A 26,769-nucleotide genomic window follows, 5' to 3' on the forward strand; every position below is an offset into this window, starting at 1 on the left:
CCACCTCCGCCGCCGCGCACTGCCCGCCATCGGCGGCGCCGCCCTCGCGGCCCTCATCGCCGCAGCCGCCGGGCCGCCCCCCCCCCCCCCCCCCCCCCCCCCCGCCCCCCCCCCCCCCCCCCCCCCCCCCCCCCGCGCGCCCCCCCCCCCCCCCGGCCCCCGCCCCGGGCCCGGCGGGGGGCGCGCGCCGCGGGGGGCCCCCCCGCCGCTCCTTCTTGCCGGCGTGCGGTTCCGCCCGGTCGGGTCACTGCGTCCACAGGTGCTGGATGAACGCGTCGCGCGCTTTCGGGATCGTGCCGGTGCGCTGCCAGCGGTACCAGGCGCGTTCTTCGACCACGCGCACGCAGAAGTCGCCGTCGATCTCGAATGCCTCTGAGACGCAGCGGAAGTCGTCTCTGAACACCCCGTCCGTCCAGTACCAGACCCGCCGCCCGATGAGCCCCGGCACGTCCGATGCGGGGTAGGGCCGCCGGATAGGCGGCGAGTCCGGGTCGGACAGCCGCTCGATCAGGTAGCCGGGCCGCGGTGAGCCCGTGCCGGGTTCGGGCTGCTGCACGTACACGTCCTCGGCCGGGACGAGGCTCGCGTACGCGTCGCCGTCGCCGTCCACCGCCCGGTAGTAGTCCGCTTCGGATATCAAGGGCACCAACAGCATCCCGTCGCGCGTGAACGGGTCGTCGGCCCGCAGGTCGAACTGCCATCCGCAGCCCGCCGCGCCCGTGACGACCCGCGAGGAGTGCAGGTCGAACGCCCTGGTCGCGGGCACCGGGACCAGCGCGGGAGGCGGCTCGGGGACGTTGAATGCGTTGTCGGGCATGCCCAATGGGAACTCCAGACCTCGTGTGGCGAGCTGCTGCCAGGGTGACCGGAGGAAAGCATAGGTGGTTGGCACACTCTGGGGATTCACGGCCCTCGCGGGGATCGTAGAGTTCTCTTCATCAAGCACGGAACACTTCTCAACTAAGGATGGAAGAGCGATGAGCGAGTACGACGAAGCCGCGGTGGAAGAGACCGTCGAAGAGGACTACGCCGCTGAGGAGTCCTACACCGACGAGGCCGCCACCGAGGACTACACCGCTGAGGAGGAGACCTACGAGGAGGACTACTCCGACGGCTCCGTCTCCACGGTCACCGAGACCTTCGACGTCGACGGCGACGGCTACGAGGACGCCACCATCTCCAGCGACGGCGTGACCTTGATCGACTCCGACGGCGACGGCGACGCCGAGGGCATGGCCATTGACTACGACGGCGACGGCATCTCCGACGAGCTGTCGGTCGACGCCGACGGCGACGGCACCATCGAGTCCTTCGCCTCGGACACCGACGCGGACGGCCTCATCGACACCTACGAGTCGGACACCGACGGCGACGGCATCACCGACCAGGTCTCGGTCGACTCGAACGCCGACGGCTACATCGACTCGGTCGCCACCGACTCGAACGCCGACGGCTACGCCGACACCGTGGCCACCGACTACAACGCCGACGGCCTGGTCGACGAGATCTCGGTCGACTCGGACGCGGACGGCACCGCCGACACCGTGCTCAGCGACTCGGACGAGGACGGCTTCCTCGACACCGCCTACACCGAGGCCGTGCCGGAGGGCGACTCCTTCCAGTCGCAGACCGGTCAGGTCATCTAACAACCGAGCGTTCCGATGCCTGGACACCCCTAGGCTCGCTCGCCCTCATAGCGAAGGCCGGATGCACCGCATCCGGCCTCTTCGCGTGCCCGGGCCGGCCGCGCGCTCGACGCGGCGTCGCGGCACGGCTCAGCCGGTGGTGCCGCGCAGGAGCGCCATCGCTTCGGCGCGGGTGCGCGCGTCGGACTGCATGAGGCCGCGCACGGCCGACGTGACGGTCTTCGAGCCCTGCTTCCTGATGCCGCGCATGGACATGCAGGTGTGCTCGCATTCGACGACGACGATGACGCCGCTCGCTTCGAGCGAGGCGTAGAGCTGGTCGGCGATCTGGCTGGTGAACCGCTCCTGCACTTGCGGGCGGCGCGCGTACACCTCGACGAGCCGGGCGAGTTTGGAGAGGCCGACGATCTTCCCGGCGGGGCCGGGGATGTAGCCGACGTGGGCGACGCCGGTGAACGGCAGCAGGTGGTGCTCGCAGAAGGACTGCACGTCGATGTCGCGGACGAGCACGAGCTCGTTGTGGTTCTCGTCGAAGGAGGTCTTGAGGACTTCGGCGGGGTCGACGCGGAGGCCGGCGAAGAGTTCGGCGTAGGCGCGGGCGACGCGGCGGGGGGTCTCCTTGAGGCCGGGGCGGTCGGGGTCGTCGCCGATCGCCGTCAGGATCTCTCTGACGGCGGCTTCGATGCGCCCGAGGTCCACCGCGTCTTCGACGGGGCTGCCGTTGATGCGGCCGTCGATGAGTCGGGCGGCCAGGTTGTCGAGTTCAGCCATCGCACAAGCTTACGGGTTTCCGCCGACAACCCCAGTGGGCTTCGCCACCAGGTGGACACGGAAACGGGCCTCCCGACCAGGTCAGGAGGCCCGTGAAATGTTTCACGTCGTTCAGGCCTGCGGGCTCTGCCCTTCGGTGCCCGGTCCGACCTCGATGCCCTCGTCGGGGCCCTCGGCGGGCTTGGAGCCGTTCGGGGTCGAGACGGGCGGTTCGCCGAGTTTGCGGGAGGCGGTGCCGTTGAACGGGGACATCGGCGGGCGCTTGACCACGCGGGTCGCGATCCGCTCGAGGTCGTCCTGGTTCAGCGTCTCCTTCTCGAGGAGTTCGACGACCATCTGGTCGAGCACGTCGCGGTACTCGGTGACGATCGCGTACGCCTCGTCGTGGGCGATCTCGATGAGCGCCCGGATCTCGGCGTCGACCGTGGCGGCGACGTCGTCGGAGTAGTCCCGCTGGTGGCCGTAGTCCTTGCCGAGGAACGGCTCGGAGCCCGAGGTGCCGTACTTGATGGCGCCGAGCTTGGCGGACATGCCGTACTCGGTGACCATCGCGCGGGCGACCTTGGTGGCCTTCTCGATGTCGTTCGAGGCGCCGGTGGTCGGGTCGTGGTAGACGAGCTCTTCGGCGGCGCGGCCGCCGAGCGCGTACGCGAGCGTGTCGATCATCTCGGAGCGCGTCTGCGTGTACTTGTCCTCGGTGGGCAGCACGAGCGTGTGGCCGAGCGAGCGGCCGCGCGGCAGGATCGTGAGCTTGTGGACGGGCGCGGCGTGCGGCAGCGCGTGGGCGACGAGCGCGTGGCCGGCCTCGTGGTAGGCGGTCATCTTCTTCTCGGCGTCGCCCATGACGCGGCCCTTGCGCTCCGGTCCGGCGATGACGCGGTCGATGGCCTCTTCGAGGGCCTCGGACGAGATCGCCTTCTGGTTGTGGCGGGCGGTCAGGAGCGCGGCCTCGTTGATGACGTTCTCGAGGTCGGCGCCGGAGAAGCCCGGCGTGCGGCGCGCGATGGTCTCGAACTCGACGTTCGGGACGAACGGCTTGCCCTTCGCGTGGACCGACAGGATCGCCTGGCGCCCTTCCTTGTCGGGGGCGTCGACGGGGATCTGGCGGTCGAAGCGGCCGGGCCGCAGCAGGGCCGGGTCGAGGATGTCGGGGCGGTTCGTCGCGGCGATGAGGATGACGCCGCCGCGGGTGTCGAAGCCGTCCATCTCGACGAGCAGCTGGTTGAGGGTCTGCTCGCGCTCGTCGTGGCCGCCGCCCATGCCGGCGCCGCGGTGGCGGCCGACGGCGTCGATCTCGTCGACGAACACGATCGCGGGGGCGTTCTCCTTGGCCTGGGTGAACAGGTCGCGGACGCGGCTGGCGCCGACGCCGACGAACATCTCGACGAAGTCGGAGCCGGAGATCGAGTAGAACGGGACCCCGGCCTCGCCGGCGACGGCGCGCGCGAGGAGGGTCTTGCCGGTGCCGGGAGGGCCGAACAGGAGGACGCCCTTGGGGATCTTCGCGCCGAGCTCCTGGTACTTCTTCGGGTCTTCGAGGAAGTCCTTGATCTCGCGGAGCTCCTCGACGGCCTCGTCGGCGCCGGCCACGTCGTCGAACGTGGTCTTCGGGGTGTCCTTGGACACCATCTTCGCCTTGGACTTGCCGAAGTTGAGGACTCGAGAGCCGCCGCCCTGCATCTGCGACATGAAGAACAGCAGCAGCAGGACGATGAGCACGATCGGGAGGAGGCTCAGCAGGAACGAGACGAACACGGAGGTCTCGTTGACCTCGGTGTCGAACTTGACGCCGGCCTCTTCGAGCTCGGTGGCGACGGTCTCCATCATCCCCGCGGGGAGGTAGGCCTCGACCTGGTCGCCGTTGCTCTTGGTGAGCTGGACCAGCTGCTCCTTGTCGAGGAGGTTGGCCTCCTTGACGTTCCCGTCGTTGATGTCCTTGAGGACTTCGGAGGTGGTGGCCTCCTCGTAGTCGGAGCCGCCGGACCAGAAGCTGCCGATCAGGACCGCGATGAGGGCGATGAGCACGATCCAGACGAGCGGCCTGCGGAAGAACCGCTTCCGCTCAGGTGTGGGTCTCCCGGCGTCGACCACTCGTTTCCTCCTGCGTAATTCGCGTTCTCGAGAGCGATGCTGTCCTCGTCACGGCTCGCAAGCTTCACCGCGGCCCCACAGGGTTTCCTGGGCTGCAGGGCGAAGACAACTCGAACGTACACGGTAAGGAGGTTCAACGTCCCGCAGCGTCGGCACCGCTGGCCCTTCGCGACGGACACCGCCCATACCCCGCCCGCTGATAGACCGTAATTAGTACCACGGGCAGGTTGAGTTCGCCCACCCAAGCCAGCGCCGCGGACGATCGGGTGGCACCCTTGTTACATGACGTCGGAGCTAGCCAGCCCACCTTCCGTCCCGTCCGCTGCAGCGCGGGACGCGGTGTTCGATCCTGATTCGTGGTACGCCGAGGAGATCGAGCGCACCATCATCACCGAAGACGAGATCCGAGCGAAGGTCGCCGAGCTCGGCGCCCGGGTCTCGGCCGATTACGCCGACGGCGTACTCGCGGACGGCGACGAGCTGCTGCTCGTGGGCGTGTTCAAGGGGGCGGTCATGTTCATGGCCGACTTCGCGAGGGCGTTGAGCGTGCCGGTGAAGATGGAGTTCATGGCGCTGTCCTCGTACGGCAGCCACACGACCTCCTCGGGGACCGTGCGCATCCTCAAGGACATCGACTCCGATGTCACCGGGAAGCACATCCTGGTGGTCGAGGACATCATCGACTCCGGGCTCACCCTGGACTGGCTGCTCAAGTACCTCGAGGGCCTGCACCCGGCCTCGGTCTCGGTGGTCTCGATGCTCCGCAAGCCGGGCGTGCAGCGGGTGGACATCCCCGTCAAGTACCTGGGCTTCGACATCCCGAACGAGTTCGTCGTCGGCTACGGCCTCGACTACGCCGAGCGCTACCGCGAACTCCCCTTCATCGGCGTCCTCGACCCGGCGGTCTACCAGAAGTAAGCCCCCCCTCGGGCGCCGCGAAGCCCCCACTCTCGTCCCCGACGGCCCGCGCGAACACGCGGGCCGTCCTTGTATTTCGCTACAAGCGGAACGCGGATGCCCGGGACCCCGGATCGTCGTACCCCTTTGCCACGGTTCTGCTCAGCGCTGCCCGGCCCCGATCAGCCCGCCGTGAGCCGACCGCCGCTGCGCCGCACCGCTAGGCCACCGGGGAGGAACGTCGGTCCCTGGCCGCGCCAGTCCGCCACGAGCGCGTCCACCGCGTCGAGGTGCCGGTGGTTCAGCGCCGCGCCGTCGACCCTCGCTCCGAGCACCCACGCCCGCAGCGCCCGCTGCCGCACCGGCCCGGGCAGCGCCGCGAGCCGTTTCGCGTCCAGCGCGCTGGCACTGTCGTCGTCCGCGTCGCCACCCTCGACCCGGCACGCGTCCAGCGCCTCCCGGGCGAGCCCGTCGAGGAAGTCCGTGTCGGCCCCGACGAGCGCAGCCGTCTGCGCGAGGTTCGCCACCACATCCTCGCCGAGCGTCGCGGCCAGCACTTCGAGCGCCGGGCGCAGCGCCGACCGGAGGAACCGCGGGTCGCTGTTGTGCGGGTCGGTCCAGGGCTTGAGCCCGCGTTCGGCGCAGGCCGCGTGGGTGTCCGTCCGCGCGATGCCGAGCAGCGGCCGCCGGTACCGGCCGCGCACGGCCCGCATTCCGGCGATGCCGCGCGGCCCGCCGCCGCGCGCGAGCGCGAGCAGCACCGTTTCGGCTTGGTCGTCCCTGGTGTGCCCCAACAGGATCGCGCTGGCGCCGTGCCGCTGGGCCGCGGTGTCGAGGGCCGCGTACCTCGCTGTGCGCGCGGCGGCTTCGGGGCCTCCGGCGCTGCCGACTTCGACCGCTACCGCCTCTGCCGGGTCGAGCCCGACGGTGCGGGCCCACTCGGCGACTTCGGCCGCGCGTTCGTCCGAGCCGTCCTGGAGTCCGTGGTCGACGGTGATGAGTCCGGCCCGCAGTCCCATCCGGGGGGCGCAGAACGCGAGCGCGTCGGCGAGCGCGAGCGAGTCGGGTCCGCCTGAGCAGGCGGCGAGGACGAGGGATCCGGCGGGGAGGTCGGCGAGGGCGTCGCGGACGGCGACGCGCAGGCGCGCCACCGAGGGCGGCAGCTTAGCCATGCCCGGCGCCGAGGCCCGGCGCGGTGAGGCCCTGGCCTTGGAGCACGCGCGCGATCCACTGCTCGGGGTGGTCGATCTCGGTCTCGGTGGGCAGGTGCTCGGGGCGTTCCCAGACGCGGTTGAAACCGGTGACGCCGTGCTCGGTGACGACATGGTCGACGAAGCGGCGGCCGGCGGCGTACTGGCGCATCTTCGCGTCGAGGCCGAGGAGCTGGCGGAGGAACCGCTGGAGGGTGGTCGGGTTGGCGCGGCGGCGGTCGAAGCGGCGGCGCAGGAGCGCGACGTGGTTGATGGCGGTGCGGCCGACGCCGTCCATGACGGATTCGGCGTGGCCCTCCAGGAGGGTCATGAGTGCCTGGATCTGCGAGATCGCTTCGCGCTGTTCGGGACTGGTGACCGCGGACATGACGTCGGCGCCGGGGACCTCTTCCTGGGGGCCGTGCTGCTCTTCCTCGCGGGCGGTGGCGAGGGCGCGTCGGACGGCGCGGGCGAGGCCGGAGGCCGTCGACCGGTCGGGTTCGGCGGCGTCGAAGAACGTGTGGATGAGGTGGTGGAAGTGCTCGCGCATCCAGGGGACGGCGGTGAACTGGGTGAGGTGGGCGGCCTCGTGGACGGCGATCCAGAGGCGGAACTCGCGCGAGGGCAGGCGCAGGCGGCGCTCGACTTCGACGATGTTGGGGGCGACGAAGAGGAGGCGGCCGGTGTCGGTGGAGAAGGTCTCGAACTGGCCGAGTACGCGGGAGGAGAGGAACGCGAGGACCGCGCCGGTCTGGACCCCGGTGAGCTTGGCGGCGGCCGAGACGGGGGCGTTCGCTCCCGCGTCCTCGGCGCCGAGCTCGATGAGGAGGCGGCGGAACCCGGCGATGTTGATCCGGCTCCAGCGGACGCGGTCGACGACGTCGACGGACACGGTCGAGGCGGGCACGAGTCCGGTGTAGTCGGTGACCAGGTCGATCGCGGTGCGGGCGTGGCGGTGGAGGTCGGTGACGACGTCGAGGGCGCCTTCGGGGCTCATGCGGGGGCCGCCTCGGCTGAAGGCCCGGGAGCAGGAGGCGGCGGTCTGCCAGTCGACTGACGGCAGCATCGGGTTTCCTGCGGGCGGCGCCATCGGCCAAGCCTATCCATAGCGCAGTTGCCGCGCCACTCTCACGCGCAAGTGCGCGCGAACCGGCGCTTTCCGGACCTGGGATTTCCGGGCCGCTCGTTTGCCGCTTTGCCGGGCGCTTCCGGAGCGGCCCCGGGGCCCAGGCGCGGTTTGCGGCGATTCGCCCGCACAGGCGACCACGTTGCGTCACCGTACGGATTCAAATATCGAACATCTTGAAACTATCGGACCCCGGATGCTACGTTCTTCTCGAGTCCGCAACATCTTGCAATATTGCGGGCAGGAATTGCAAAGGGAGCAACGATGCCTCACCACCTCCGCCGCCGCGCACTGCCCGCCATCGGCGGCGCCGCCCTCGCGGCCCTCATCGCCGCAGCCGCCGTCCCCACCACCCCCGCCCCCCAACCACTCGACGCCGCCCCCGCCGCCGCCCTCACCGGCGGCGACTCCATCCTCAACATGTTCGAATGGAACTGGAACTCCATCGCCGCCGAATGCGAAGGCCCCCTCGCCGACTCCGGCTACACCTACGTCCAGACCTCCCCGCCCAACGAGCACATCCGCGGCGACGACGCCACCCCCGGCGAAGAAAACGCCTGGTACATCCACTACCAGCCCGTCAGCTACAAGATCGAATCCCGCCTCGGCACCCGCGCCGAATTCCAGCACATGGTCGCCACCTGCAACGCCAACGGCATCGGCGTCATCGCCGACGTCGTCATCAACCACATGGCCGCAGGCTCCGCCACCGAAGACCGCACCGGATGGGCCGGCAGCACCTACCGCCAGTTCGACTACCCCGACGCCGGCTACGACGCCTCCGACTTCCACAACACCGGCGGCAACTACTGCGAGATCGACAACTACCAGGACCGGAACGAAGTCCAGACCTGCCACCTCGTCGGCCTCAACGACCTCGACACCTCCCAGACCGACGTCCGCGAGACCATCGCCGCCTACCTCGAGGACCTCCAGAGCCTCGGCGTCGCCGGCTTCCGCGTCGACGCCGCCAAACACATCGCCGCCACCGACCTCGCCGCCATCATGAACCTCGTCGACGGCGACCCCTACATCGTCCAAGAGGTCATCGGCGCCCCCGGCGAACCCATCACCGAAGCCGAATACACCGGCATCGGCGACGTCCAGGAATTCAGCTACGCCTACGACCTCAAGAACCACATCAACGGCGGCTCCGAAGCCCGCCACCTCACCACCATGGGCACCAGCTGGGGCTACACCGCACCCGCCGGCGTCTTCGTCGCCAACCACGACACCGAACGCGGCTCCCAGACCATGAACTACCAGTACGGCCAGGACTACCTCCTCGCTGAAGCGTTCATGCTCGCCTACCCGTTCGGCACCCCCGCCTCCTACACCGGGTACGAATTCACCAACGGCCACGCCGCCCCGCCCCTCAACCCGGACGGCACCGTCGCCGACGCCGTCTGCGGCTCCGGCGCCTTCACCTGCCTCCACCGCTCCCCCTACATGAGCGGCATGGCCGGCTTCCGCGCCGCCACAGCCGGCGACCCCGTCGTCAACACCTGGGGCTCCGGCGACGCCCTCGCCTTCGGCCGCGGCGACACCGGCCACGTCGTCGTCAACGCCGGATCGTCCCCGATCACCCAGACCTTCACCACCTCGCTGCCGAACGGCTCGTACACCGACGTCATCTCCGGGAGCACCGTCACCGTCTCCGGAGGCACCTTCACCGCGACCGTGTCCGCGAAGACCGCGCTGGCGATCTACGCGGGCAACGGCTCCGGCGGCGGCAATGGGGGCGGATCGGACGACTGCGTCACTGTGAACGCCACCGTGAGCGGCACGAACGTGGGCGACGAGGTGTACATCGTCGGTTCGATCCCGCAGCTGGGGAACTGGACGGCGATCAGTTCGGCGCACCTGTCGGGCGCGTCGTACCCGGTCTGGAAGGGCACGGTCAGCGTCCCGGCCGGAACCACGTTCCAGTACAAATACGTGATCGTGCGGTCCTCGGGGGCCTACACCTGGGAGTCGATCGGCAACCGGACGGCCACGGTGCCCGCTTCCGGCTGCCTGAGCCTCAACCAGACCTGGAACGTCGCCTGACCTCAGCGGCGCGAAGGGCCCCGGGCGGCAGCCCGGGGCCCTTGACGTTCGTCGTCTTAACAGCCGCACTGCGATACGGCCGTGGTGATCTCGTCCATCGCCGCCTCGACCGGTTCGGGGCCCGTGGTGTGGCCGTTGGAGATGAGCGAGAAGATCAGCTGCCTGCCGGCCGCGGTGGTCAGCGTCCCGGTCAGGGAGATCACCCCGGTGGGCTGGGTGAGCGTCCCGGTCTTGGCCCGCACCACGCCCTCGCCGTCCTCGGCGGTCCCGAACCGGTCGTCGAGCGTCCCCGAGTATCCGGCCACCGGCAGCGACTCGAACACCGACGACGCCTGCGATCCGGCCGCGCCGAGCAGCATCTGCGTGAACGCCTTCGCGGTCATGCGGTCGTTCGGCGAGAGCCCGGACCCGTCGTTGAACACCAGTCCGGCCGTGTCCACGCCGAGTCCCTCGAGGGTCGAGGCGTGCACGGTGGACATGGCGGCCCAGGTCATCTCGCCTTCGACGGCCAGCGCCGTCTGGAGCGCGACCGCGTCGGAGAGGAGGTTGTCGGAGGTCAGGATGAACGAGTCGACGAGCGCGGACAGCGGCGCCGAGTGGACCACGGCGAGTTCGGCAGCGCCTTCCGCGGCGGTGCCGGCCTCGACCGTGCTCGCGCCGAGGATGTCGGCGAACTCGCGTGCGGCGACCATCGCCGGGTCGGGGTGGTGGTTGGCGTACTTCTCGGTGGTGTTCACGCGGCCGCCGTCGAGCATGATCGGCGCCATCGGCCCGGTCGAGTTGGACAGCTCGTTCATCGTCACGCCCGAGGCGTTGACGGTGTCGGTGAACACGCTCGTGTCGAGGTACACGGTGCTCGGGGCGGTGCCGCCGCGCGCCTCCAGGACGAGTTCGGCGAGCTCGGTGAGGCTCGCGCCCGCCGCGTACGGCGTGTAGTAGCCCTCGCCGTCGACCGTGAGGGTCGGGTCGCCGCCGCCGACGAGCACGACGCTGTCCTCGGTCGGGCCCTCGACCACGGTGGTCGGGATGCGGTACTCGGCGCCGAGGTGCTGGAACGCGGCCACGGCAGTGACCACCTTCATGGAGGACGCCGGTGCGAGCGGGGTGGTGTCCTCCTGCTGGAAGAGGACCTCCCCGGTCAGGGCGTCGGCGAAGGACGCGGAGAGGCTGCCGTTGAGCCGTGAGTCGGCGAGCAGGCCCGGCAGGACCGAGGCGAGGTCGGGCAGCGGCGCTTCGGCGTCCGAACCGGCCAGGACGGGCGCGGGTGCGGCCGGGGGATAGGCCTCGGGGGCGGTGATCGTCCCGGTCCGAGGGCTGGTGACGGCCGAGATCTGCCACACCAGGCCCCCCGCGGCGGCTACGGTGACCACGATGGCGAGGGCCGCGATGACCCACATGAGTGCCCGGCGACGGCGCACCCGCCCCTGCTGCGGAGCGGCTGCGGCGTGTGGCGTACTACTCGCGACCTTGGGGTCGGCGTTGTCGCTGAGGGACATGCACAGAGACTAAGGCATCAAGAGCACTGCATTTGAGCCTGGAGGAGGTCGGCCAGTGGAGTTCGACGTGACCGTGGAGATCCCGAAAGGGAGCGCCAACAAGTACGAGATCGACCACGAGACCGGACGTATCCGTCTGGACCGGACGCTGTTCACCGCGACGGTGTACCCGGCCGACTACGGCTTCATCGACGACACGCTCGGCCAGGACGGCGACCCGCTGGACGCTTTGGTGCTGGTCGAGCCGACGTTCCCCGGTTGCGTGATCCGCGCGCGTGCCATCGGCATGTTCCGGATGCGCGATGAGAAGGGCGTGGACGACAAGGTGCTGTGCGTCCCGGCCGAGGACCCCCGCAAGGACCGGTTCAAGGACATCGCCGACGTTCCCGAGTTCGACCGCCTGGAGATTCAGCACTTCTTCACGGTCTACAAGGACCTCGAGCCCGGCAAGAGCGTCGAGGGCGCCACCTGGACCGGACGGGCGGAGGCCGAGGAAGAGGTGCGCCGCTCGTTCGAGCGCGCCAAGACCAACGGCTACCACTCGAACCACTAGCGATACGAAGGAAGGGCCCGGACGCCGTGCGTCCGGGCCCTTCCTGTCGCTTTGCCCGCCAAGCACTTCAGCCTGGCTTCAGGAACCACCTGGCAGGGTTGTTGCCGGGGGCGCTCACTACTGCACGCGAGGGTAGCTACCGTCCGGCTTCAGCTCCGCTTCAGCCTTCCCGGGGCAGGGTTGTTGCCGGGGGCCCGCGCTACTGCACGCGAGGGTAACTCCGCTCAGGCGCTCACGATGTCGAGCTGCCAGGGCTTGGAGCGGGTGGCCGGTTCACTGAGCTCGACCTTCCATCCTTGGGCGGCAAGGAATTCGGCGAGATCGGCGGCCGATTCGGGCCGGGCGCCTCCGGCGAGGAGCGCTCGCGCGACCTCGCCCCGGGTCGCCTTGGCCATGTGGGTGATGACGGTGCGCGCGCCGTCGGCGTCCTGTTTGAACACGCGCACGGTGACGCCGCGGTCCTTCGGCCCCCACACCTGGGCGTACGTGCCCGAGCGCAGGTCCACGATGAGCTCGTCGCGCGAGCCGAGCACCTCGGCGACGGCCGGGCGCCACAGTTTCGCGAGCGTGTCGAGTCCGGGGAACCGGGTGCTCATCGGCATCCGGTAGGGCGGCACGCGGTCGGAGGGCCGCAGGAGCCCCCACAGCGGGGAGGCGATGAAGACCTGCTCGCCGTCGGGGAGGTCGCCGAGCCCGAGCCGGTCGTAGAGGACGCCGTTGTACAGCTCCCAGGCGGCGAGGGTCGGGGCGGTGCGCAGGGCGCGGCCGGCCTGGACGTAGTGGCGTCCGCTTGCGGGGAGCTTGAGCGCCTTGACGGCGGCCTCCTCGTCGGCGCACAGCTCGATCAGTCGGTCGACGAGGAGCTCGCGGATGGGGTTCAGCGCGGGTGAGGAGAGTCGGCCGAGGTCCAAGGGAGGACCGTCGCCTTGACCGGCCTTTCCTTCTGACGGCGGCAGCAGTATGAGCACAGCAGGCGAGTCTACCTGCCCGTCCGCCTGGTGCCGCCGGGGCCGTGCCGCGCGGCGAGCGCCTTCCTGAGATCCCTTGGGAATTCACCCGACCGGGGGTGTGCGGGCCTGACTCGATGGTTTATAGTACATATGTTCGATCAAGCGGGAGCGGGTCCGCCCCCACCGAGGACTGCGTGTGACGCTGGTCGAATAGGCGCGGCGGCGGTGCTCCGCGACTGCCGCCGCGCCGTCCACCCGCGGCGGTGCGAAGCCCACACCGCCCGCCGCAGGCTCCACCGCCACCGGCCCGGCGGTGGAGTCCGGCCTGAAACACCCCGTACGCCTGCTCAACTGCGTCGCCGCGTCATCCACAGGCTGTGGACGACCGCGCCGCCACCGACTATCGCACGCACCACCGACAATCCGAGTGCCGCAGGCCATCCGGCCCCCGCCACCCGCACTGGCGCCGCTCCGATGCGGTAATCTCCCCGTTGGGTCTATAGCTCAATTGGCAGAGCTGCGGACTTTTAATCCGTAGGTTGTGGGTTCGAGTCCCACTGGACCCACCAAACGCCCAGCTCAAGCGGGCATCGAAAACCGGGTGAGCCGTGAAAGCTCACCCGGTACGGCGCAGAAGTGCGGCAGCTATCCAAGCTTCTCCCCAAGCCGCCGCAGTGCCTCACGCGTGGCCTCGTCCGAGACCTTCGTGTAGACCTCCGTCGTGGTGTCGAGCTTCGAGTGCCGCAGGATGCGCATCGCGACCCGAGGGTGCACGTCGAGGTCAGCGAGTAGCGAGCTGCAAGTCCGGCGAGCATCGCGACGAGTGATGCGTGGACCCTCCGCCAGCTCACACCGGCGATCCCACATCCGCGCGAAGGTACGTGGCTCAAGTGCTGTTCCGATCCTGGTGGTCAGCAGGAGCTTTGAACCCGCTGGACCTTGATCCACTCGGTCCCGGAGCGGCGGCGCCACAGGTATGTCTCCGGTGTGCGTGTCAATTGCCAAGCATCCGTGTCGAACCCTGCGTGCGCTTCGGCCCTGCCGTGGAGGGCCTCGCTGGCATGGCACATCACCCTCTCGGCGACGGCGAGCCAAGGCTTGTTCAAGTGCCGGAAGATCGGTCGGTGGCTGATGCCCAGGATCGGAACGGTTCGTTCGGGGACTCCCTGATCGCCCGGTGGTCTTGGCGATATTGGTGGCTGCGAGCGTTTACAGGACGCCGATGGATTCGAGAAGTTGGAGCAGCAGGCACGGGACTCTTTCATGGTCGTCAGGATTCTACTGCTGCCGCGGGCCTAAAGGGACCATTGCTGGCTCGTACCGTTCGAGCAAGTGGACTGCTGGAGTCGCGCGCTGTCGGCGGTTGATGCGCCGGTCACGTCGACGCATTTGCCGGAGTGCCGGGCGACCAGCGTGACGTAGCCGCCGCCCGCGTCCCGCAGTTGCCACTGCTGGTTGGACCCAGCGCCGCACGTCCACTGGATGATCCGGGCGCCGTCGGCCGTAGAGGCGCCGTTGACGTCGAGGCACTTGCCCGAGGCCTGGGAGACGACCCGGTAGTACCCGCCGCCGGCGTCCTGCAGTTCCCACTGCTGGTTGGCCCCGCCGTGGCAGGTCCATTGGATGGCTTCGGCGCCGTCAGCGGTCGAACCGGAGACGATGTCGACGCACTTGCCGGAGTTGCGGTTCGCGATATCGATGGCCTGCGTGCCCCCGCCTTGCCCTATCGTCCAGTTCAGGACGTCGATCTGGCTGCCGCCGTAGCGGGGCGCGAAGACCGAGACGACCCCGTCGAGGAGCCGGGCGTGGTCGAGCAGCGGGTCGGAGTAGTACTGCACGGTCGAGGTGTAGCGCGTGGCCCAGTCGGTCCAGCCCGAGGCCTTCGACGCGGTGTAGACGCTCAGCCGCCTGGTCGAGGAGTTTCCGCTCGCGATGTACAGGTTGTCGGCGGCGTCGACGCCGATGTCGGCGCGGGTCATCACGCCCGTGTAGGCGAGCACTTGCCGGTTCCATGCCTTGCTGGTCTTGTCGCGCCAGTAGTGCACGAGCACCGACTTGCCGCGCGCGCTGTCGAAGTTGCCGTCGCTCGACGCCGAAGGTGCCATGTGCGAGGCGAGCACGTGGACGTTGCCGGCACCGTCGACCACCTGCGACTCCTGGTTCATGAGCCCGCGGTTCTGCCCGATGCCCACGACCCGCAGCCCGGCCGAGTCGGCCACGAGCGGGTTCGAGCCGGTGGTCGCCACCACGTCGCCGTTGTTGTTGCGCCAGGTGCGGCCCTGGTCCTTGCTGTAGGCGTAGTAGATGTCGTGGTTGGTGCTCGCGTTGGGCGTCTCGCGCACGGTCCAGGTGACGTGCAGCAGGTCGCTGGTGTCGAGCCCGGTGTCGTCGTACTCGATGCCGAAGAGGTACGCGTTGTTGTCGGCGCGCGTGCCGTTGAGGAACTGGCCCAGGTAGCTCCAGGTCCCGTTCCGGTATTCGAAGAGCACCACGTCGCCCGCGCCGCTGGCTCCGGTGCGGATGCTCATCTGCAGCACCCCGTCCGGGGCGCGGAAGAACTGCGGGTAGGTGGCCTGCGACAGGCGCTGGTCGCCGAGGGTGTTGGTCAGGGCCCCGAAGCTCGACGCGGACCAGTTCGCGGTCGACGGCGAAGTCGCGAGTCCGGCGACCGACTTGCGGTACTTCAGGAGTGAGCTGTGCATGTCGAAGGAGAGGTGGATCGAGCCGTCCTGGCCCGAGATGCCGATGGAGATCGTGTTGTGCGAATCGGTGGAGGTGGTCCGGTAGTCGGTGAGGCGCACGGTCTGCCACGAGCCCGAGGCGACCTCCCGGCGGGCCAGGTTGACGGAGCCGGACTGGTCCCACCAGGCCGTGTACTGCCAGCCGTTGAACGTGGTGATGCCGTCCTGCTGGAACGACTCGCCGTTCATGTAGCCCGTGTAGGTCAGGGCCGTGCGGCCGTCGGTGGTGAGTGTGGTGACGGTCGGCGCTCCGAGGGAGGGCGCGGCCGCGGACGCCGGGACCGCGGAGAGGGCGAGCAGCGCGGTCAGCATCGCGATCGCCGTCACGGCGAATCCGAGTGGGTGGCGGGGCCTGCCGGCCGTCTTGCCTTGGGCGGCTTGGGGTCTCATGCGGGGGTTCCTCCTAGTTGTCGGCCTTGCGGTTGCACGGCAACGGCGGCCGCGGTCGTCGCGACCGCCGGCATCGAGCCGTCTCCTCAGCACGGGGAGTTCGTCTGCGTCAGCAGGCCGAGCCGCCACGGCAGCAGGTTGTACGGCGCGCTCACGTCGGGGTCCTTGCCCTGGTAGAGGAAGCGCAGGTCGCAGGGGCTGACCGTCAGGGTCTGGTCGACGCCGCCGCGGATCAGTTCCCCGTGGCTGATGTCGTTCGTCCAGGCGGTCCCGTCGAACGTCACGTTGCTCCGGCTGGCGAACGGGTTCTCCTTGGTGTCGGCCAGCGGGGTCCATGGCCCGGAGACGTTCGACGAGGTCCAGGACCGGAAGATCCGGCCGCCCGCGGTGATGGCCTCGACCATGAGGAGGTACTCGTTCTCGCCCGCGAGCCGGTAGACGTTGGCGCCTTCGAAGAGCCAGTGGTGGTTGGGGTCGTGCATGGCGATGACCGGTTCGGAGAACCCGTTGGGGAAGCGCGCCAGCGAGGTCTGGGCCCGGTACAGGTTGCCGTTGTCGTCGGAGGAGTACATGTGGCAGTTGGCGCTGTCGCAGATGGTCCAGAAGTCCAGCCACTGTCCTTCGCCCATGTTGTCGAGCACGATCTGCGGCGTCCCGGCGTAGAACGGCTTCGGCGCGCTCCACGAGGCCGGGTCGGCGATGTTCGCGGTCGTCGAGTAGGCGACGTTGTCCCCGATCTGGTAGGTGAGGTACCACCGCTGCTGTGGCGCGAAGTAGAACACTTGAGGCGCTGCCTTGTACCCGGTGCCGATCGCGGTGGTGTCGAGGAAGCGCAGCGGCGCGGAGCCGGCCTGGGACCAGTCGGTGAAGCTGAGGTACGCGAGGCTGTAGCCCTGGTTGGCACTCACGACGCTGACGAAGACGTGGTAGCGGCCGTTGTGGTAGACGACCGAGGGGTCCTTCACCGAGACGATGTTGTGGGTCGCATCGGATTTCGGGAAGACCAGCGGGCCGCTGGAGTTCCACTGGAGATTCGGCGGCAGCGCGCTGTCGCCGGCCCGCGCCGTGTCGAGGTAGTCGATGTTCGCCAGGCCGCCGGCGGTGGCGGCCGTGAGCCGGACCGTGTTGGCGCCCGCCCGCACCGGCACCGTGAGGTTCTCGACCGCCCAGCTGCTCCAGGCGCCGATGGGTTCGAAGGCCACTGCGGACCGGACCAGGGCGCCGTTGACGCTCAGGTCCGCCGGCCGTGCTGCGGTGGACCCGTTCGCGTACTTGACGCCCAGCGTCAAGGTGCCGGCCGTTTCGGCGTGCACGGTGAACTCCATCCGCGCCCCGACGCGGTTGGGGGTGTTGCAGAACCCTCTGCCGGAGAACCCGGCGTAGTTCGAGTCGACCGTGCCCTCGCAGGCCGCGTCCTCCGCTTCGTACCGCGACGCCTGCGCGCTGGCGCTCGGCGCGATCAGCGCCAACGTGGCGACCAGTGCGAGCAGGGGTACGGCTGTGAACCTCGCCAACCGACTCATGGGCGCTCCTCAAGGTGTGTCCGCGTACCGCCGCTAAGGGACAGTTCACTTCGATGTATCGATATAATTCAATACTCAATGCGAGTGTCGCAGAAACGCCCCTGGTTTGCAAGGCTCGGTACGGCGGGCGGCGAGCTCGCGATGCCCGAGTGGCCGTAGGCGATCCGTGGGGTCATGGATGCGAAATTGTGTCGATAAAATTTCGAACCGAGTGCTTGACAGGCGCAGTGATGGCGATCTATGTTGTCGGAGTCACAGTGAAACGATTCAATTCGGTGCGCTTCCAGTGTGTCTCGTGGTGACAAACGTCCGTTTCTCCACGGTGAAGCGCTGACACGATCAGTCCCTTGTGCACCCCGCCCCACGTCCTGTTCCTAGGAGCCCTCCGACGATGAACCGCCGCCCCCGCCCGACGACCCCGGAGCCGACGCATGAGTGAGCCCGCCCCCGAAGCCGTACTCGTGCTCGACGAGGTGCGCAAGACGTTCGGCGCGACGGCGGCGCTCACTTCGGGCGGGATCACCGTGGAGGCCGGGTCGATCCACGCCCTGGTAGGCGAGAACGGGGCCGGCAAGTCCACCCTGGTCAAGATCGTCGCGGGGGTGCACCGCCGCGACGGCGGCACCTTCCGCTTCCAAGGCCGCGACGTCGACTTCACTTCGACCGCCGACGCGAAGGCGGCGGGCATCGCCGTGATCTACCAGGAGCCGACCCTGTTCCCGGACCTCTCCGTCGCCGAGAACCTCTTCATGGGACGCCAGCCCCGCAAATCCGCCCACCGCATCGACCGCGCCGCCATGTACGAGCACTCGGAACTGCTGTTCCAGCGGCTCGGCGTGCACCTGGACCCGCGCCGCTTCGCCCGCGGCCTGTCGATCGCCGACCAGCAGATCATCGAGATCGCCAAGGCCATCTCCCTGGACACGGCCCTGCTCATCATGGACGAGCCGACCGCCGCGCTCTCCGGCGTCGAGGTCGACCGCCTGTTCGCCGTCGCCCGCGCCCTGCGCGACGAAGGCCGCGCCCTGGTGTTCATCTCGCACCGCTTCGAAGAGATCTTCGCCCTGTGCGACACCGTCACCGTCATGCGCGACGGCGCGTACGTCGCCACACAGGCCGTCGCCGAGACGAGCAGGGACGAGATCGTCGCTCAGATGGTCGGGCGCGAAGTGGCGGAACTGTTCCCGAAGACCCCGGCCCCCATCGGCGACACCGTGCTCCGCGTCGAAGGACTGCACTCCACGGGAAAGTTCCACGACGTGAGCTTCGAGGTCCGCGCCGGCGAGATCGTCGGCATCGCGGGGCTCGTGGGCGCGGGCCGCAGCGAGATCGCCCGCGCGGTCTTCGGCGTGGACGGGTACGACTCCGGCAGCGTCCACCTGCACGGCGAAGCCGTCCCGATGCGCGACCCGCAGGCTTCCATCAAGGCGGGCATGGCCTTCGTCCCCGAAGACCGGCGCCTGCAGGGGCTGGTCACCGAGAGTTCGATCGCACGCAACATCGCCTCGGTCCTGCGCCGGGGCCTGGCCCGGGCCGGCTTCCTGTCCCCGCGCTCCGAACTGCGGGCGGCGGACGCCTGGGCCCAACGCCTGCAGGTGAAGACGCACGCCCTGGACATGCCCGCCACCACCATGAGCGGCGGCAACCAGCAGAAGGTCGTGCTCGCCAAATGGCTCGCGACCGAACCGTCCCTCCTGATCGTCGACGAGCCCACCCGCGGCATCGACGTCGGCACCAAAGCCGAAGTCCACCGGCTGCTCTCCGACCTCGCCGGCCAGGGCATGGCCGTCGTCATGATCTCGTCCGAACTCGCCGAGGTCCTCGGCATGGCCGACCGCGTCCTCGTGGTCTGCGAAGGGCGCATCACCGCCGACATCGACCGCGACCGGGCCACCCCCGAAACCGTGATGCGAGCGGCCACGCAGACCCACCGTCCGGAGGCCGGCGCATGAAGCACACCGCAGCCACCCTGCTCCGCTCCCGTGAGGCCGCCGTCGCCCTGGTGCTCCTCGCTGCAGTGGTCCTGACCGCCTTGAAGTCCGAGAGCTTCGTGTTCAGCGCCGACGGATGGCGCAACCTGCTCGTGACCCCGTCGATGCTGGTGATCCTCGCGGTCGGCCAGACCGCGGTCATCATCACCAGGAACGTCGACCTCTCCGTCGGATCGGTCCTCGGACTCACCGCGTACATGACCGGCCGGATCTTCATCGAAGCGCCAGGGACTCCGATCGTCGCCGTCGTGGCCGCCGCGATCGGCCTCGGTGCCGTGCTCGGGCTGGTCAACGGCGTGGTCGTGGCCGTCGCGAAGGTCCCCGCCCTCGTGGTCACCCTCGGCACGCTCTACATCTACCGGGGCGTCTTCCTGACCTGGGCGGGCTCGGACCGGATCAACGCCTCGGACCTGCCGGACGACTTCCTCGCCTTGGGCAACGCGCAGATCGCCTCCGTCCCGGTCCTGTCGATCGCGGCCCTCGCCGTCCTCATCGCGGTCGGGTACCACCTCTACTACTCCAGGGGCGGCCGCGAGATGTACGCGATCGGCTCCGACCCGGACGCGGCCCGACTCTACGGACTCCCGGTGACCCGCCGCGTGATCGGCGCGTTCGTGCTCTCCGGCGCGCTGGCGGGCCTCGCCGGGGTCGTCTACGCCGTCCGCTACGGCACGGTCTCCAGCGGCGCGGGCCTGGGCATCGAGCTGGAAGCGGTCGGCGCCGCGGTCATCGGCGGCGTCGCGATATTCGGCGGCAGCGGGACCGTGTGGGGTGCCGCGATCGGGGCGGCGCTGCTGGTCACGATCAACCGCGCCCTGCCCGTCGTGGGCATCTCCGACTTCTGGCAGCGCGCCGTCGTCGGCGGACTGATCCTCGCCGCCATCGTGCTCGACCGCGTCCTGGCCCTGCGCCGGGAACGACGGCTGGGCATCGAACGTGACACCCGGAGCCTGGCATGACCACTCTGCACTTCCGCGTCCACGCCCGACCCGCCTGGCGCCGCTGGCTCCTCACCCGGGAGACGGCGGTCATCGCGGCCCTCGCGGCCGTCCTCCTCTACGCGAACGCCGCGGTGAGCAACTTCGACAGCCCGCTGACCCTGTACTACCTGTTCCTCGACGTCACCCCGCTGCTGCTGATCGCCCTGCCGCTGACGATGGTGATCGTCACCGGCGAGATCGACCTCTCGGTCGCGAGCGTCGTCGGGCTCTCCAGTGTCCTGGTCGGAGTGCTGTACGCACACGCCGGCATGCCGATGTGGGCCGCGGCGCTCACGGCCGTGGCCGTCGGCGCGGTCTGCGGTTCGCTGAACGGCTACCTCGTCGCCTACGTGGGGCTGCCGTCGCTGGCGGTCACCATCGGCACCCTCGCGCTGTACCGCGGCATCGCCATCGGCCTCCTCGGCACCGAGGCCGTGACCGACTTCCCCGACTCCTGGACCGACTTCGCGAAGATGCGGATCGTCGAAGGCGGCAGCCTGCCGATGGTGCTCATCCCGTTCGCGGTGCTCGCGGCGGCGGCGGTGTGGCTGCTGCACTGGTCGCCGTTCGGGCGGGGCGTCTACGACATCGGGCTCAACCGCGAGGCCGCGCACTTCTCCGGCGTCAATGTCGAGCGGACCAAGCTCCTGCTCTTCGTCCTCACCGGAGCGGTCTCCGCGCTCGCCGGCGTCTACTTCACCCTGCGCTACGGCAGCGCGCGCGGCGACAACGCGTACGGCCTGGAACTCCAGGTCATCGCCGCGGTCCTGCTGGGCGGGGTGTCCATCTTCGGCGGGCGCGGCGCGCTGCACGGCCCGATCGCCGGGGTGCTGCTGATCGGGGCCGTCGCCAGTGCGATGCGGCTCGAAGGGCAGACCGTGAACGCCATCAACATCGTCATCGGCGTGCTGCTGGTGGCGTCCGTCGTCGCGACGCCCGTCCTTAACCGGGTCGCCGCCGAACGGGCTGCCCGCAAACAGAAGTGAAGGGAACGAACAATGAGGTTTGACAAGAAGTCGATCGCCGTGGCGGCGACCCTCGTGGTCAGCCTGGGGCTGTCCGCGTGCGGCGGTGGCGGCGACGGAGGTGACGACGGCGCCGCGTTCACGTTCCTGCCCAAGAACCTCGGCAACCCGTACTTCGACACCAGCGAGGTGGGCGCGCAGAGCGCAGCCGATGAACTCGGTGTCACGGTGACGCAGGTCGGGCCCGACGCGGCGTCTCCGGAGGCGCAGGTGCCGTTCATCAACACGGCGGCGCAGCAGGGCGTGGACGCGCTGATCGTCTCGGCCAACGACCCTACGGCGATCTGCGGCGCGCTGGAGGAGGCGTCGGGGGCCGGCACGAAGATCGTGACCTTCGATTCCGACACCGACCCGGAATGCCGCGACCTGTACGTGAGCCAAGCCGATGCCGCCGGCATCGCGAAGGTCCAGATCGAGATGATCGCCGATCAGATCGGCGGCGCGGGCCAGATCGCGATCCTCTCGGCTTCGGCGAACGCCACCAACCAGAACGCCTGGATCGAGCTGATGCGGACCGAGCTCGAGTCGAACTACCCGGACATCGAGCTGGTCGACACGGTCTACGGCGATGACGACGACCAGAAGTCCTTCGACCAGACCGCGGCGCTGCTGCAGTCGTATCCGGAGCTCAAAGGCATCGTCTCGCCGACCACTGTGGGCATCGCGGCCGCGGCCCGGTACTTGTCGACCTCCGAGTTCAAGGGCCAGGTGTCGCTCACCGGCCTCGGCACCCCGAACCAGATGCGCGAGTACGTCGCCGACGGCACGGTGGCCGAGTTCGCGCTCTGGAACCCGGACGACCTGGGCTACCTCGCCGTGCAAGCGGCGGCGGCGCTGGTCAACGGCGACATCGAAGGCGAAGAGGGCGACACGTTCACCACGGAGCGCCTGGGCGAGTACACCGTCGGCGCCGACGGTGTCGTGCTGCTCGGCGAGCCGTTCCGGTTCAACGCCGAGAACATCGACGACTTCGACTTCTGAGCCGTATGCGCGGGAGCGCCGGGCGGACGGCCGCCCGGCGCTCCCTTTTGCGTGCGCCGCGGGGTGCTATGTCGCCGGTGCGACGTCGATGTAATCGATGTTGGGCAGGCCGCCCGCGGTGGTCGGATCCCATCTGAGGGTGTTGGCGCCTTCGCGCAGTTGGACCGTGACGGTCCGGTCGGTCCAGGTGTTCCACGCGCCGGTGGACGCGAACGGGGTCGTCTCCACGCGGGTGCCGTTCACGATCAGGTCGCCCGGCCGGTCGGTCGTGCCGCCGTTGGCGTACCTGAGTCTCACCGTCGCCGTCCCGGCGGCCGAGGCCTGCACGGTGAACTCGGCAAAGGCGCTGTCGGTGTTGTCGCCGTTGCAGAACCCGGTCCCGGAGTAGCCCGAGTGGTTGGTGTCGATGGTGCCGGTGCAGGTCGCCCCGGAACCCTCGCCCTCATAACGCGTCGCCTGGCCAGGATCGGTACCGCCGCCCTGCCTGACGAGCGAGAACTGGTCGGCGATGAGGTTGCCGCTCCCGCCGGTCACAGTGACCGCGGCGGTCCCGGCCGGCAGCGCGATGCCGGTCAGCTCGCGCTTGGTCCAGCCGCTCGACGAGGGGACGTTGAGGGTGTGCACGGTGCCGTCGGCGCCGGTGACGGTCACCCGGCCGGAGCCCTTGGCGTACAGGCCGAGCGTGTAGGTGCCCGCGGGCACCTGCATCTGCTGCCGGACGCCGGACCCGTTGTTCACCTGCAGGGCGAACCGGCTCCCGTTCGCCCCGCCGTTGACGTTGGTCACGCCGCCCGAACCGGTCCTGGTCCACCCGACCACGTTCGAGACGATGATCCGGTCGGCCTGGATGTCGGGGTTGAGGATGTAGTTGTTGCCGGGCGCGACGCGGAACTCGCCGGTGGTCGCGTTGAACTGCCACTGGCTCATCGAGTGGAAGCGGATCCCGGTGCCCTCCTTCGTGATCGGGACCCACTGGTTGTAGCCGATCCCGTTCCACGCGAAGTCGGCCCAGCGGTCGCCCGCGTAGATCACCGTGTCGCGCACGGTCCCCTCGACCGTGATGAAGAACCCGGTCTGGGTCACGTGGCTGTAGTCCATCTGGGTGCCGGGCATCGTGTAGTAGTCCGTGTAGTCGCCCTGGACCCTGCCCTGGGTGGAGTCGAGGCAGTAGTTGACCGAGGTGTTCCAGCCGTGCAGGTCCGAGGCGCACATATGGTACGTGCCGTCGAGCTTGAACATCGCGTTCCCCTCGCGCCCGCTTGAGTTGCGGCCGATCTCGACCGCCGGCTCCGCATAGAGCGAGTCGGACGAGCGGAGCTTGGAGACGAACGCGCGGGAGCGGCCCTCGCGGTTGGAGAAGATCAGGTAGTCCTGCCCGTCCTCGTCGGTGAAGACGGTCTGGTCGCCGGTGCCCGTCGTCGGCGAGTTCACGACCTGCTTCTGGAAGGCGCCGAAGGTGAACGCGCCGGTGGGGGAGTTGCCCTGGAGGAACAGCACGCCGTGGTCTTGCGTGGGGTGCCACATCTGCACCGGGAGGACGTACTTGCCGGTGTTCTCGTTGTACGCGACGCCGAGGCGCCCGATCCAGCCCGCGTTGCCCATGGTGCCGCCCAGGCTGCCGAGGCTCGTCGAAGTCGTGGCGACCCGGTTCTCGAACTTCCAGTTCACCAGGTCCTGCGAGGAGTAGACCGGGATCGACACGAAGCTGACCTGGTTGTCGTACTTCTGCGTCGGGTTGGCCAGGTAGGACTCGGCGCCGCGGTAGTGCACGCCGTACCAGTAGTAGGTGTCGCCGAACTTGAACACCCCGCCCCCCTGCGAGTAGATGGGGTTGCCGGCGGTGTCCCTCCAGAACGTGTTGTTGGTGATCGTCGCGAACGTCGACTGGAGGACCTCCAGCTCGGCGGCGGCGGTCTGCAGTTCGGTCTTGGCGTCCGCGACCTCGGACTCGCTCGCCGAACCGTCCTCGACGACATCGGTCGCGGTGGTCAGGGCTTCGGCGAAGGGCGCCCAGGATTCGGTGGTGTACGCCGTGGGGACACGGGTCCGATAATCGGAGACCAGCGTTTCCAGGCCGTCGGCATTGGTCGCGTCGGCGGGAGCGGTCTGGAGTTCCGGCAGCGCCTCCCCTGCGGCCGCGCCTTCGTCGACGGCGGCGGACCCGGGGGATGCGGGTCCCGCCAAGGCCAGTGCGAAGAGCGCCGCGGCGACGAGGGAGCCCCACCGTCGCGACGAACTGCGGGCAATGAGTGCCATGGTCGTGCCTCTCACTCGATCTCGCCCGGCAGCAGGACAGGCGGAGACAGCGCTGTCACCGCCGCCGGTGCATGAACCCGGGCGTCCGCTCGGCGTCCGGGCCCCTTGCGGGGTTCCGGGAACCGGGGGCGCGCCGGTCGTTCACGATCGCAGTGCCGGGTGGAATCGTGAGCGGGTCGCGTCGCCGATCGGGGCCGAACGGTTCGGACAGGTTTCCCAACGGCGCGAATGACCTGCAATCGACCCTACGAGCGCTTGACATGCCTGTCGATGGTCATTTCACTGGTGGACATGGACGAAACCACGGTCGTGGGCGAGCTCGCCTCGGCGTCACGCCGCTCCAGTTCCAGGTGCAGCTGCGCATGAAGCGCGCCCGCGAGCTGCTCGCCGGCACCGACCCGCCGATCGCCGTCATCGCGCGTGAAACCGGCTACGACTATCCGATGTACTTCTCCCGCCGGTTCGCCCGCATTCACGGCACGGCCCGTCCGCGTATCGCGCCCTGTTCGGACTCGACGAAAACGTTTAAACTGAAGGTGCTCATATCTTTATATATGTAGATTTATGAACGCTCTTGCGGCGAGTGCGCCCGCCTCGCGCGTCCCTCACCGCACGATCGGGAGTCCCCCATGCCAACTCGCATCCGCCGACGCCTCTCGGGCCTGGCCGCCGCCGCGGCGCTCGCCCTGACCGCCGTCTTCTTCGCCGCACCGCCCGCACAGGCCGCCATCGACACGAACGCCTGGTACGCCATCGCCTCGCGCCACTCCGGGCTCGTCCTCGACATCGCGAACGCCTCGACGCAGCCCGGCGCGGCGTTGATCCAGAACACCGCCAGCGGCGGCACCAGCCAGCAGTTCCGGTTCATCGACGCCGGCGACGGCTACTACCGCATCCAGGTCCGGCACTCCGGCCACGTCCTCGACGTCTCCGGACGGAATGCCGCCAACGGCGCCGACATCGTCCAGTGGAACGACCTCAACGGCACGAACCAGCAATGGCGGCTCACCGAGAACGCCGAGGGCTACCACTCCATCGTCAACCGCTTCTCGGGCAAGGCACTCGACGTATGGGAACGCTCGACCGCCCCGGGCGCGCGGATCTCCCAGTACACCCCGAACGGCGGGACCAACCAGCAGTGGCGCCTGACTCCCGCCGAAACTCCCGGCGACGACGAACCCTACGGCTACCTCTTCGCCTACATGCTCGGCGAGGGCACCGCCAACGGCGAACAGGTGTATTTCGCCCTGAGCCGGGGCGACGACCCGCTCGCCTACGACGCGCTCAACGGCGGCCGACCCGTCGCGACCTCCACCGTGGGCGAACGAGGCGCCCGCGACCCGTTCATCGTGCAGCACCCGGGCACCGGCCGGTACTACATGGTCGCCACCGACCTGAAGATCTACGGCAACGGCGACTGGGACCGCGCGCAACGGTACGGCAGCCGCTCCCTCGTCGTGTGGGAGTCGAGCGACCTGGTCACCTGGACCGCCTCGCGACTGGCACTGGTCTCGCCGCCCTCGGCGGGCAACACCTGGGCCCCCGAGGCGTACTGGGACCCGACCCGGAACGCCTTCGTCGTCTACTGGGCCTCGAAGCTGTACGCCAACGCGGACCACTCGGGCAGCTCGTACCACCGGATGATGTACGCGACCACTACCGATTTCCGCACCTTCAGCACCCCGCAGGTATGGGTCGACAAGGGCTACTCCACGATCGACTCCACGGTGGCCCAGTACAACGGCACGTACTACCGCTACACCAAGGACGAGCGCAGCGGCACCACCTGCGGCAAGTTCATCCTCTCCGAGACCTCGACCGCCCTGGCGAGCACCGGCTGGGCCTTTCAGCGAGACTGCATCGGCAAGGGCACCCTCAGCCAGGGCGAAGGCCCGCTCGTGTTCAAGTCGAACACCGAGAACAAGTGGTACATGTACATCGACGAGTACGGCGGGCGCGGCTACATCCCGTTCGAGACGACGAACCTCGCCGGGGGCCAGTGGACGCCCTCCTCGAACTACAGCCTGCCGGGGCGACCGCGCCACGGCATGGTCCTGCCGCTGACCGCGGCGCAGTACACGGCCTTGCAGAACGCCTATTAGGACGATCCACG

20 protein-coding genes and 1 tRNA gene are annotated in these 26,769 nt (G+C 69.2%); 11 read left to right on the forward strand and 10 right to left on the reverse strand.

The window, feature by feature from the left end:
• Positions 1-244: 244 nt before the first annotated feature.
• Positions 245-817, reverse strand: coding sequence for a hypothetical protein (locus tag O1R50_RS02060; RefSeq protein ID WP_270108188.1), 573 nt, complete (start codon positions 815-817; stop codon positions 245-247).
• 160 nt (positions 818-977) lie between these two features.
• Here O1R50_RS02060 and O1R50_RS02065 point away from each other — a divergent pair, with 160 nt between their 5' ends.
• Positions 978-1,646: a hypothetical protein gene (locus O1R50_RS02065; protein ID WP_270108189.1), complete on the forward strand. Its 669-nt coding sequence runs from the start codon at positions 978-980 to the stop codon at positions 1,644-1,646.
• Between the two features lie 129 nt (positions 1,647-1,775).
• On the opposite strand, the gene folE is transcribed toward O1R50_RS02065, so the two are convergent.
• Both folE and ftsH read right to left on the reverse strand, forming a co-directional pair.
• Complete coding sequence (gene folE / locus O1R50_RS02070; protein WP_270108190.1) at positions 1,776-2,417, reverse strand: GTP cyclohydrolase I FolE; 642 nt, start codon at positions 2,415-2,417, stop codon at positions 1,776-1,778.
• A gap of 111 nt (positions 2,418-2,528) precedes the next feature.
• Positions 2,529-4,508, reverse strand: a complete 1,980-nt coding sequence (gene ftsH, locus O1R50_RS02075) for an ATP-dependent zinc metalloprotease FtsH (RefSeq protein ID WP_270108191.1) — start codon at positions 4,506-4,508, stop codon at positions 2,529-2,531.
• A 282-nt stretch (positions 4,509-4,790) separates the two neighbouring features.
• Between ftsH and hpt the strand changes: the two genes are divergently transcribed.
• Positions 4,791-5,426 carry a hypoxanthine phosphoribosyltransferase gene (hpt, locus tag O1R50_RS02080; protein ID WP_270108192.1) on the forward strand — a complete coding sequence of 212 codons (636 nt, stop codon included), beginning with the start codon at positions 4,791-4,793 and terminating at the stop codon, positions 5,424-5,426.
• Positions 5,427-5,587: 161 nt separating this feature from the next.
• Here the strand turns inward: hpt and tilS are convergent, their stop codons facing one another.
• Positions 5,588-6,577, reverse strand: a complete 990-nt coding sequence (gene tilS, locus O1R50_RS02085; protein WP_270108193.1) for a tRNA lysidine(34) synthetase TilS — start codon at positions 6,575-6,577, stop codon at positions 5,588-5,590.
• Entirely contained in the window at positions 6,570-7,685 is a 1,116-nt protein-coding gene (locus O1R50_RS02090; protein WP_270108194.1) for a zinc-dependent metalloprotease, read from the reverse strand. Before O1R50_RS02090 ends, tilS begins: the two co-directional genes overlap by 8 nt.
• Positions 7,686-7,985: 300 nt before the next feature.
• Between O1R50_RS02090 and O1R50_RS02095 the strand changes: the two genes are divergently transcribed.
• Entirely contained in the window at positions 7,986-9,770 is a 1,785-nt protein-coding gene (locus O1R50_RS02095) for a carbohydrate-binding module family 20 domain-containing protein (RefSeq protein WP_270108195.1), read from the forward strand.
• A gap of 56 nt (positions 9,771-9,826) precedes the next feature.
• Here O1R50_RS02095 and dacB read toward each other — a convergent pair whose 3' ends face one another.
• Positions 9,827-11,266, reverse strand: a complete 1,440-nt coding sequence (gene dacB, locus O1R50_RS02100) for a D-alanyl-D-alanine carboxypeptidase/D-alanyl-D-alanine endopeptidase (RefSeq protein ID WP_270108196.1) — start codon at positions 11,264-11,266, stop codon at positions 9,827-9,829.
• A gap of 55 nt (positions 11,267-11,321) precedes the next feature.
• Here dacB and O1R50_RS02105 point away from each other — a divergent pair, with 55 nt between their 5' ends.
• Complete coding sequence (locus tag O1R50_RS02105; protein WP_270108197.1) at positions 11,322-11,819, forward strand: inorganic diphosphatase; 498 nt, start codon at positions 11,322-11,324, stop codon at positions 11,817-11,819.
• A gap of 224 nt (positions 11,820-12,043) precedes the next feature.
• On the opposite strand, the gene O1R50_RS02110 is transcribed toward O1R50_RS02105, so the two are convergent.
• Entirely contained in the window at positions 12,044-12,787 is a 744-nt protein-coding gene (locus tag O1R50_RS02110; RefSeq protein WP_270108198.1) for a YaaA family protein, read from the reverse strand.
• 475 nt (positions 12,788-13,262) lie between these two features.
• Between O1R50_RS02110 and O1R50_RS02115 the strand changes: the two genes are divergently transcribed.
• Positions 13,263-13,338, forward strand: a tRNA-Lys gene (locus O1R50_RS02115).
• Positions 13,339-14,064: 726 nt separating this feature from the next.
• Here O1R50_RS02115 and O1R50_RS02120 read toward each other — a convergent pair.
• Both O1R50_RS02120 and O1R50_RS02125 read right to left on the reverse strand, forming a co-directional pair.
• Complete coding sequence (locus tag O1R50_RS02120; RefSeq protein ID WP_270108199.1) at positions 14,065-15,900, reverse strand: BNR-4 repeat-containing protein; 1,836 nt, start codon at positions 15,898-15,900, stop codon at positions 14,065-14,067.
• Between the two features lie 86 nt (positions 15,901-15,986).
• The gene (locus O1R50_RS02125; protein WP_270108200.1) at positions 15,987-17,423 is read right to left on the reverse strand and encodes a non-reducing end alpha-L-arabinofuranosidase family hydrolase; all 1,437 of its coding nucleotides are present in this window, start codon (positions 17,421-17,423) and stop codon (positions 15,987-15,989) included.
• Positions 17,424-17,854: 431 nt separating this feature from the next.
• On the opposite strand from O1R50_RS02125, the gene O1R50_RS02130 reads away from it, so the two are divergent.
• The 4 genes from O1R50_RS02130 to rhaS are packed head-to-tail and all read left to right on the forward strand — an operon-like array spanning position 17,855 to position 22,400.
• Positions 17,855-19,375, forward strand: a complete 1,521-nt coding sequence (locus tag O1R50_RS02130) for a sugar ABC transporter ATP-binding protein (protein ID WP_270108201.1) — start codon at positions 17,855-17,857, stop codon at positions 19,373-19,375.
• Entirely contained in the window at positions 19,372-20,373 is a 1,002-nt protein-coding gene (locus tag O1R50_RS02135) for an ABC transporter permease (RefSeq protein ID WP_270108202.1), read from the forward strand. Before O1R50_RS02130 ends, O1R50_RS02135 begins: the two co-directional genes overlap by 4 nt.
• Positions 20,370-21,380 (forward strand): ABC transporter permease, encoded by a 1,011-nt coding sequence (locus O1R50_RS02140; RefSeq protein ID WP_270108203.1) that lies wholly within the window; start codon positions 20,370-20,372, stop codon positions 21,378-21,380. The genes O1R50_RS02135 and O1R50_RS02140 overlap by 4 nt, the downstream gene beginning before the upstream one ends.
• 12 nt (positions 21,381-21,392) lie before the next feature.
• On the forward strand, positions 21,393-22,400 hold the full coding sequence (rhaS, locus tag O1R50_RS02145; RefSeq protein WP_270108204.1) for a rhamnose ABC transporter substrate-binding protein: 1,008 nt from the start codon (positions 21,393-21,395) through the stop codon (positions 22,398-22,400).
• A gap of 66 nt (positions 22,401-22,466) precedes the next feature.
• On the opposite strand, the gene O1R50_RS02150 is transcribed toward rhaS, so the two are convergent.
• Complete coding sequence (locus O1R50_RS02150; protein ID WP_270108205.1) at positions 22,467-24,656, reverse strand: family 43 glycosylhydrolase; 2,190 nt, start codon at positions 24,654-24,656, stop codon at positions 22,467-22,469.
• Positions 24,657-24,916: 260 nt separating this feature from the next.
• On the opposite strand from O1R50_RS02150, the gene O1R50_RS02155 reads away from it, so the two are divergent.
• Positions 24,917-25,216, forward strand: a complete 300-nt coding sequence (locus tag O1R50_RS02155) for a helix-turn-helix domain-containing protein (protein WP_270108206.1) — start codon at positions 24,917-24,919, stop codon at positions 25,214-25,216.
• Positions 25,217-25,285: 69 nt separating this feature from the next.
• Complete coding sequence (locus tag O1R50_RS02160; protein WP_270108207.1) at positions 25,286-26,758, forward strand: RICIN domain-containing protein; 1,473 nt, start codon at positions 25,286-25,288, stop codon at positions 26,756-26,758.
• Positions 26,759-26,769 lie beyond the last annotated feature (11 nt).

Source organism: Glycomyces luteolus (assembly GCF_027622875.1).
GTDB classification, from domain to species: Bacteria; Actinomycetota; Actinomycetes; order Mycobacteriales; family Micromonosporaceae; genus Glycomyces; species Glycomyces luteolus.